This is a genomic window from Archangium sp., from assembly GCF_036389735.1.
Lineage (GTDB): Bacteria > Myxococcota > Myxococcia > Myxococcales > Myxococcaceae > Archangium.
On the sequence record NZ_DASVWK010000700.1, the window covers coordinates 1 to 8,470 of the forward strand.

At 70.8% G+C, this 8,470-nt stretch carries 8 protein-coding genes and 1 pseudogene; 5 read left to right on the top strand and 4 right to left on the bottom strand.

The window, feature by feature from the left end; translation table 11 throughout:
• Nucleotides 1–180, top strand: a pseudogene (locus VF794_RS24670) (glucosamine-6-phosphate deaminase); the annotation flags it as partial.
• On the opposite strand, the gene VF794_RS24675 reads toward VF794_RS24670, so the two are convergent.
• Together VF794_RS24675 and VF794_RS24680 are read right to left on the bottom strand one after the other, a co-directional pair.
• Complete coding sequence (locus tag VF794_RS24675) at nucleotides 177–1,838, bottom strand: vWA domain-containing protein (RefSeq protein ID WP_331114465.1); 1,662 nt, start codon at nucleotides 1,836–1,838, stop codon at nucleotides 177–179. The pseudogene VF794_RS24670 and the gene VF794_RS24675 sit on opposite strands and share 4 nt — an antisense overlap.
• A 58-nt stretch (nucleotides 1,839–1,896) precedes the next feature.
• Nucleotides 1,897–2,526 (bottom strand): lytic transglycosylase domain-containing protein, encoded by a 630-nt coding sequence (locus VF794_RS24680; RefSeq protein ID WP_331114467.1) that lies wholly within the window; start codon nucleotides 2,524–2,526, stop codon nucleotides 1,897–1,899.
• Nucleotides 2,527–2,672: 146 nt separating this feature from the next.
• Here VF794_RS24680 and VF794_RS24685 point away from each other — a divergent pair, with 146 nt between their 5' ends.
• The 3 genes from VF794_RS24685 to VF794_RS24695 all read left to right on the top strand — a co-directional run bounded on the left by VF794_RS24685 (nucleotide 2,673) and on the right by VF794_RS24695 (nucleotide 6,186).
• Nucleotides 2,673–3,167 carry a sterol desaturase family protein gene (locus VF794_RS24685; RefSeq protein ID WP_331114469.1) on the top strand — a complete coding sequence of 165 codons (495 nt, stop codon included), beginning with the start codon at nucleotides 2,673–2,675 and terminating at the stop codon, nucleotides 3,165–3,167.
• A 41-nt stretch (nucleotides 3,168–3,208) separates the two neighbouring features.
• Nucleotides 3,209–4,915: an amidase gene (locus VF794_RS24690; RefSeq protein WP_331114471.1), complete on the top strand. Its 1,707-nt coding sequence runs from the start codon at nucleotides 3,209–3,211 to the stop codon at nucleotides 4,913–4,915.
• 197 nt (nucleotides 4,916–5,112) lie between these two features.
• Complete coding sequence (locus VF794_RS24695) at nucleotides 5,113–6,186, top strand: 3-deoxy-7-phosphoheptulonate synthase (protein WP_331114473.1); 1,074 nt, start codon at nucleotides 5,113–5,115, stop codon at nucleotides 6,184–6,186.
• Between the two features lie 18 nt (nucleotides 6,187–6,204).
• Here VF794_RS24695 and VF794_RS24700 read toward each other — a convergent pair whose 3' ends face one another.
• Both VF794_RS24700 and VF794_RS24705 read right to left on the bottom strand, forming a co-directional pair.
• A complete protein-coding gene (locus VF794_RS24700) occupies nucleotides 6,205–7,275 on the bottom strand; it encodes a 2-dehydropantoate 2-reductase (protein WP_331114474.1) in 1,071 nt (356 codons plus the stop codon).
• Between the two features lie 18 nt (nucleotides 7,276–7,293).
• The gene (locus VF794_RS24705) at nucleotides 7,294–7,857 is read right to left on the bottom strand and encodes a CBS domain-containing protein (protein ID WP_331114475.1); all 564 of its coding nucleotides are present in this window, start codon (nucleotides 7,855–7,857) and stop codon (nucleotides 7,294–7,296) included.
• A 158-nt stretch (nucleotides 7,858–8,015) separates the two neighbouring features.
• Here VF794_RS24705 and VF794_RS24710 point away from each other — a divergent pair.
• The coding region (locus VF794_RS24710) for a hypothetical protein (RefSeq protein ID WP_331114477.1) at nucleotides 8,016–8,470 on the top strand (455 nt) is incomplete at its 3' end.

The window sequence follows — 8,470 nt, forward strand, 5'->3', positions numbered from 1 at the left end:
CTCCAGGCGCGCCGTGTCATCCTGCTGGCCTTCGGGGTGAACAAGGCGGCGGCGGTGACGGCCATGGTGCGCGGCCCCATCACCACGCACTGCCCGGCCTCCTTCCTCCAACTCCACGGGAATGTGGAGGTCTGGGTGGACACGGCGGCCGGGCGGGGCCTGGAGTCGTCGTCGCGTTAGTAGGGGATGCCGCCGGCCATGGACTGGGCCTGGCGCTCGCGCACCAGCCGCAGCAGGCCGAGGAACTCGGCGCGGTCGCTCAGTCCGTCCACGGCGCCCTCGGCGAGCGCCTCGGCGGTGGCCAGGCTCCAGTCGTTGGCCTGGGGCGCCCCACGCAGGATGTCCGCGGTGCCGGCCACGGCGGCGGCGAAACGCAGGTTGGAGGAGGCCTCGCGCAGCGAGCCGTGCAGCCCCGCGCGCGCCAGGGAAAAGCGCTGCTCGGCGGCCTCCACCCCACCGGGACGCTTGGCGCGCACGCGCACGGTGGCCACGTGCGAGCCCTCGCCAGCGAGCTCCACTTCATAGAGGGCGGTGACGGTGTGGCCGGCGCCAATCTCGCCCGCGTCCACCTTGTCGTCGCGGAAGTCCTTGTCGGCGATGGCGCGGTTCTCGTAGCCCACCAGCCGGTAGCCGCGCACGGCCTTGGGGTCGAACTCCACCTGCACCTTCACGTCCTGGGCGATGACCTCCAGCGTACCAGCGAGCCGCTCCTGGAAGACGCGGCGGGCCTCGCGCTCGCTGTCGATGTAGAAGCAGTTGCCGTTGCCCTTGTTGGCCAGCTTCTCCATCAGGTCATCGCGGTAGTTGCCCATGCCCAGGCCGATGGTGGACAGGGTGACGCCCTCCTCCACGAAGCCGTGGATGTTGGCGAGCATGGCCTCGGCGGACTGGTGGTAGCCGAGGTTGGTGTCGCCATCGGTGAGGACGACGACGCGGGAGACGGCCTTGGGGCCGGCCTTCCGAGCGGCGTGGCGGTAGGCCACCTCCAGCCCGTCGCCCATGGCGGTGCCGCCGCCGGAGGTGAGCGAGTCGATGGCGGCGAAGAGGGTGTCGCGCTGGGAGGCGGGGGTGGGGGGCAGCACGTCGCGCACGGCGCCAGCGTAGGTGACGAGCGCCACGGTGTCCGACTCGTTGAGGCCGTCCACCATCAGCTTCATGGCCTTCTGGGCGAGCGGCAGCTTGTCCGGGCTGTTCATCGAGCCGCTGGTGTCCACCAGGAAGACGAGGTGGGTGGGCTTGCGCTGGCTCTTGGCGATGGAGCGCCCCTGGAGGCCCACCTTGAGGATGTGGCGGCCCCGGGTGAAGGGCGAGGGCGCGCCCTCGAGCTCCACGCGGAAGTCCCCCTGCTCGGGGGCGGGGTAGCGGTAGCGGAAGTAGTTCACCCACTCCTCCACGCGCACGGACTCACGCGGGGGCAGGCCGCCTTCGGAGACATAGCGACGGAAGAGGGCGTAGGAGGCGGTGTCCACGTCCACCGCGAAGGTGGAGAAGCGATCCTCGGACGTGTGGGTGAAGGGGTTGGGGCGCTCGGTGACGTGGGTGTTGCCACGGGCGACCATCTCGGCGGGCACGGCCTGCTGGGCCTGGACGTGGACCGGCGCGGGGGCGGGGGCGGCCGCGTACGATTCCCCGTCCTCGTTCGACCCGAAGGTCCTCAGGTTCTTGGTCTTCAACCCGTAATGCCGGGCGACCACCGGCTCCGCGCTGCCGAGCGAGTCCGCGCTCGCGCCGAAGAGCCTGCGCAGGTTGTTGCCGAAGAGGGAGAGGACCGCCAACACGCCGACGAGGAGGCCCACGGTGACGAGCGCGAGCGTCACGAGCTTCGAGGTTCGTTTCATGCGGATGGGAATCGCACGTCTGTCGGGGTGCGCGCGTCCGTCATCCGGAGGAGGTCGGTCATCCGGAGGAGGGTCGGTCAACGGGCGGATGACGCGGGGTGGAGACGACGGGACGGGCCTGCCGCTTGGAGGCGGGAGGGGGGCGGGGCCGGAAGCGCTCGTAGGCGGTGAGCACCTTGTCCACGTAGAACTCCGTCTCGCCGTTGCGAGGCACGCGGCCGTTCACGTTACCCGGCCCGGCGTTATAGGCGGCCACCGCGAGCCGCACGTTGCCGCGGAAGCGCACGAGCTGCTCGGCGAGGTAGCGCGCGCTGCCGTCGATCGCGGGCGCGGGGTCGAAGGGGTCCTCCACGCGCAGGAGGCTGGCGGTGGAGGGCATGAGCTGGCCGGGGCCCATGGCGCCCGCGGGGGAGATGCGGTGGGGCTGGGTGTTGGACTCCACCTCCACGAGCGCCCGCAGCAGGCCGGTGGGGAGGCGGTGGCGGCGCTCGGTGTCGTGGATGAGGGGCTCGAGCTCGGGGTGCCCTTGCAGCAGACAGGCGGGACGGTGGCGCGCGTAGGCGGCGAGGGCGTGTGCCTTGGGACGCAGGAAGGAGAGGGAGAGGGGAGACACCCGGGTGTCGCCGAAGAAGGCCACCGCGAGGTTGAGGAGCACGAGCGGTACCAGGGCGCACAGCCCCACCTTCACCCAAGGAAACCCGCTTGCCCGTCTCCGCCGCACGGCCTCCTTCCTTACGGGCGGCCGGGCCTCCCGTCCAACTTCCGGCACGCGGGCGGCGGACGGGGGCCGTCGCGGATAGATGATGGGAGAGTCATCATTTCAGGAGGCGGGCGATGGTCGGTATTCCACTGGGCCTGGTGTACTCGAACTTCGGTGAGTGGTTGCTGCACCGGTACGTGCTGCACGGGCTGGGCAAGAGACACGGGAGCTTCTGGGGCTTCCACTGGTACGACCACCACCAGCGCTCGCGCCGGCACGAGATGGTGGACGAGCAGTACCAGGAGCCGCTGTGGAGCTGGGAGCCACAGAGCAAGGAGCTGCTGGGGCTGGCGGCCATCGTGGTGGGGCACCTGCCGCTGTTGAAGTGGGCGCCATGGTTCATGGCCACGGTGTGGGCCTCGACGGTGCTGTACTACGTGGTTCACCGGCGGGCACACCTGGACGAGGACTGGGCGCGCGAGCACCTGCCGTGGCACTACGACCACCACATGGGGCGCGACCAGAACGCGAACTGGTGCGTGACCTACCCGCTCTTCGACTACGTGATGGGCACGCGCAGGAAGTACCTGGCCGCGGCGGTGGCCGAGGCGCGAGTCCCCGCCGCCTGAGTTGCGGTCATTCGCCAGGGCTGCTGTAGTCAGCGGCCTCCATGAAGAAGCCCACACCTTCCTCCGGGAATCCCCAGGGACTGAGTCGCCGGACGTTGCTCGGTGGCGCCGCCGCCGCCAGCACCCTCGTCGCCCTGGATGTCCACGCCGAGCCCACCCCGAGCAACCCCGGGCGAGCTCCCGCCCCCGCGCCGCGCGGCGCGCCCTTCGAGCTGGAGGAGGCCACGGTCTCCGAGCTCCAGGCCGCCATGAAGTCGGGGAAGCACACCGCGCAGGGCCTCGCCGAGCGCTACCTCGCGCGCATCCAGGAGCTGGATCGGGGAGGAGACACCGCGCTCCGCTCGGTCATCGAGTTCAACCCGGAGGCCCTCGCCATCGCCGCGGCGCTCGATGCGGAGCGCAAGGCGAAGGGGCCCCGTGGTCCGCTGCACGGCATCCCCGTGCTCATCAAGGACAACATCGCGACCGCGGACGGGATGCAGACCACCGCGGGCTCGCTCGCCCTCGTGGGCGCCGTGCCCTCGCGTGATGCGTTCGTGGTGGAGCGCCTGCGGGCCGCCGGCGCGGTCATCCTCGGCAAGACGAACCTGAGCGAGTGGGCCAACTTCCGCTCGACGCACTCCTCCAGCGGGTGGAGCGGGCGGGGCGGCCAGTGCCGCAACCCCTATGCGCTCGATCGGACCCCCTCGGGCTCCAGCTCCGGCTCCGGGGCGGCCACCGCCGCGAACTTCTGCACGGTGTCGGTCGGCACCGAGACGGACGGCTCCATCGTCTCGCCCTCGGCGGCGTGCTCGCTCGTGGGGCTCAAGCCCACGCTCGGGCTGTTGAGCCGCTCGGGCATCATCCCCATCTCGCACAGCCAGGACACCGCGGGCCCCATGGCGCGCACGGTGGCGGACGCGGCCGTGCTCCTCGGCGTGCTGGCGGGCGTCGACCCGAGTGACGCGGTGACGGCCACGAGCCAGGGGCATGCCCAGGTGGACTACACGCGGTTCCTCGATCCGAAGGGGTTGAAGGGGGCGCGCATCGGCGTGCCGCGCGAGCGGTTCTTCGGCTACCACCCGGCCACCGACGCGCTCATCGAGCGTGCGCTGGTGCTGATGAAGGCGCAGGGAGCCGTCATCATCGACCCGGCGCCCATCCCCACCGCCTCGAAGCTGGACGAGCCGGAGATGGAGGTGCTGCTCTACGAGTTCAAGGCGGGCCTGGAGGCGTACCTCGCGGGGCTCGGGGAGCGGACGCGGGTGAAGACGCTCGCGGACCTCATCCGCTTCAACGAGGAGCACCGGGACAAGGAACTGCCCTGGTTCGGCCAGGAGCTCTTCCTCCAGGCGCAGGCGAAGGGACCGCTCACGGACAAGAAGTACCTCAAGGCCCTGGAGGCGTGCCGGAAGCTGTCGAGGGAGCAGGGAATCGACGCGGTGATGGCGAAGCACAGGCTGGACGCGCTCGTCGCGCCGACCCAGGCCCCGCCGGGGTTCATCGACCTGGTGAATGGCGACCACTGGCTGGGCAGCAGCTCCTCGCCGGCGGCCGTCGCGGGCTACCCCAGCATCACCGTGCCCGCGGGCTACGTGGCGGGCCTGCCGGTGGGCCTCTCGTTCATCGGACGCGCGTGGAGCGAGCCGACGCTCCTCCGCCTCGCCTACGCCTACGAGCAGGCCTCCAAGCACCGCCGCCCACCGGGCTTCGCCCCGACGGCGGACTTGCGTCAGGTGCCCGAGGTGTGGAGCCAGCCCCAGCCCTGAGGCGGGCGCTCCGGCGGCGACGAGGAGACGGCCTTCAACCGCCTCCTCGGCCCGCCGGTCCACGAGCGGGCATCAATCCAGGAGAGAAACAGAAACCGTACGAGGTCTCCGACATTCGGAGAAGGTGTCTGACCCCCGACGCGTTAGAATCGGGTGTTCGCCAGAGGAGCCAGGAGCCGCGCCCGCGGCATCGCGCCATGACCGCTCGTACTGAAAACCTGAATGTCGCCGGCATCGACCACATGCCCTCCCCCGCCGAGATCAAGGCGCGCGTTCCACTGACCGAACGCGCCGCCGAGACCGTCCTCTTCGGTCGCCGCGGGCTGATGGACATCCTGGACCGCAAGGACCCGCGCCTGTTCGTCATCATCGGCCCCTGCTCCATTCACGATCCGGTGGCGGGCCTCGACTACGCGCGCCGGCTGCGTGCGCTCGCCGATGAAATCAAGGAGACCACCCAGGTGGTCATGCGCGTGTACTTCGAGAAGCCGCGCACCTCCACCGGGTGGAAGGGCTTCATCAACGACCCGCGCATGGACGACTCCTTCCACATCGAGGAAGGCATGGAGCGGGGCCGCCGCTTCCTGCTGGACGTGGCCGAACTCGGCCTGCCAGCGGCGACCGAGGCGTTGGATCCCATCGCGCCGCAGTACTACGGCGACCTCATCTCCTGGACCGCGATCGGCGCGCGCACCGCGGAGTCCCAGACCCATCGCGAGATGGCCTCGGGGCTGTCCACCCCGGTGGGATTCAAGAACAGCACCGATGGCTCGGTGGAGGCGGGCGTCAACGGCATCCTCTCGGCCTCCCGCTCGCACAGCTTCCTGGGGCTGAACGAGCACGGCGCGTCGGCCATCATCCGGACCCGCGGCAACGCCTACGGCCACCTGGTGCTGCGCGGCGGCGGCGGGCGGCCCAACTACGACACGGTGTCGGTCTCCCTCGCCGAGCAGGCGCTCGCCAAGGCGAAGCTGCCGGGCAACATCGTCGTCGATTGCTCGCACTCCAACTCCTGGAAGAAGCCGGAGCTCCAGCCGCTGGTGATGCGCGACGTGGTGCACCAGCTCCGCGAGGGCAACCGCTCGGTGGTGGGCCTGATGATCGAGAGCTTCCTCGAGGCCGGCACCCAACCCATTCCCGCCGATCTCTCGCAGCTGCGCTACGGCTGCTCGGTGACGGATGCCTGCGTGGGCTGGGACACCACCGAGGAGATGCTGCGTGGCGCCCACGAGGTGCTGCGCGAGGTGCTGCCCAAGCGCAAGGCGGCCTGAGTCGCGGCGCCCGGCGCGTCAGGGTCCTCGTGGGCGGGTCTGCTCGTGGATGCGCCGGAGCGTCTCCACGCCAGGGGCCAGCTCGCGCCGGGACATGGCGTGGACGGCCTCCAGCAGGCGCTCGTTCACGGGCGAGGGGAGGCCGTGGGCCTTGCCGCGCTGGACCACCTCGCCGTTGAGGAAGTCCACCGGCGGCTCGCGCCCCCGCTCGATCGCCGCCAGCATGGACGAGCGGAGCCGGCGGTAGCGCGTACCGATGGCCAGGAGCATTGCGTGCCGGACCACGAGGGAGAGGGAGCCCCGCGCGCGCTGCTCCGACTCCTTCAGCGTGAGCCACTCGAGGTCCACCGTGGAGGCCACCTTCTCCAGCTTCACCCCCTCGGCGCGGGCCACCTGGAACACCTCGGTGAAGACCTCCATCGCGAGCCTGCGGATGAAGCGGTGCCGGAGGAGCGGGCCCACCCGGCTGCCTCCCACGGTGCCCAGGGTGGAGATGGCGCAGTTGATGGCCAGCTTGCTCCAGCGGGTGCCGCGCAGGTTCTCGGTGAAGGTGATGGGGCACACCGCGCGCAGCACCTCGGCCAGTCGCGCCAGCCGGGGGTCCGGCCCGCCCGAGAGCGTTCCGAGCACGATGCCGCCCGAGGAGGTCCGCTCGTAGACGCCGGTCTCCGGCGAGGACGCGCCCCAGGCGACGATGGCGCCGATGACCTTGTTCTCGCCCACCACCCGGGCCACCAGCTCCTCGCAGAGCCCGTTCTGGAACACCACCATCGCCCCGTCCGGCGCGAGCAGGTGGGCCGTGTCCCGGGCCGCCGCCTCCACGCCATTGGGCGGCGTGGCGAGCAGGATGAAGTCATGGGCGCCCTCCCGGGGTGGCTGGACGAAGACCTCCAGGTCACCGCGGACGGTGCGCTCGCCCTTCTCGTCGCGCAGCACCGGGCCGCGCGTCCGGAGCACATGGGCGATCTCCTCGCGGCGTGCCACCGCGCCCACCCGCTGACCCGCCTCCAGCAGGCGGGACAGGAGCACGCCGCCGATGCCACCACAGCCGACGACGAGGACTCGGGGAGCTGTCTGTGCAGGGTCCATTGCCGTTGTTGTTCCCGCTCAGCGTCCGCCGCGCTTGCGAGCCGGAGCCGCCTTGCGAGCCGGGCGCTTCGTCGTGGGGCGCTTCGTCACGGCGCGGGCAACCTTCTTGGCCGGGGCCTTCCGGGTCCCGGGCCCGCCGAGCTGACGGGGCGTGGTCTTCTTCCGTCGGGGAGCGGAGAGGGCCTCGGCCTGGGGCGAGGCGAGGAGGGCCTCCAGGGCCTTCAACGCGTCGATGGTGGTGAAGATGCCGTCCACGCGGCCATCACGGGCGACGACGGCGGAGCCGTACTTGTGCATGGCCATGGTGCGGGCCACCTCGAGGAGCGCGGTGCCGGGGGGCACGGTGTAGGCGTCCTGGGACATGGCCTCGTCGACGGTGACCTCCTGGGGGTCCACGCCCTTGAGGGTTTCGATGAGGTGCAGGTCGCGCATCGACACGACTCCCACGAGCCTTCCGCCCTCCAGGACGGGGAGGTGGCGGATGGCGTGCTCGTTCATGATCCGGTGCGCCTCGCTCAGCGGGCTCTTCGTGCCGATGGTGTGCACGGTGCGAGTCATGAATTCATCGATGGTATGGGGCATGGATGGGTCCTCCCGTTTTCGTGGGCCCACGCTAGCAAGGCTCCGGCGGAGCGGAGGAGGGCACGCGGCCATTTGTTCGGCGGGGGATAGGGGTGACATGACTCGGGCGGTCATCTAAAGTGAGGTGACCGCAGAGGACACCCGGAGGAGACCCAGGAATGAAGACCCCACTGCCCGGCTTCGAGCACCTACTGGAGGTGTGTCGGAGCCGGGGCCATCCCCACAAGGTGGAGCCGCCGCTCGCGCGCGGGCTCCGGGCGAAGACGTCCGTGGCGGGGCTGCCGATGGATTCCCAACTGGAGGCGGTGCACGCGCGGGTGGGGTACCTCTGGGTGAGGGACGAACTCTCCCTGCTGCCGGTGAAGCATGAGCGGCGACCGGACCTGCACCGGGTGAACGAGCGCTGGCGGCGGGAGTGGGCGGAGCCGTTCGGCTCGCTGCGCGTCTTCGCGAAGGACGACCGACTGGCCTACTGCTACGCCACGGTGCCGGCCCTGGCGGGAGAGGCGGGGACGCAGCCCGTGGTGTGGGTCGACGTCTACGAGGCGCTCTACGCCGTTCCCGTCGCCTCGGGTGTCGACCACTTCTTCGACACCTACGCGCGCTACCTGGA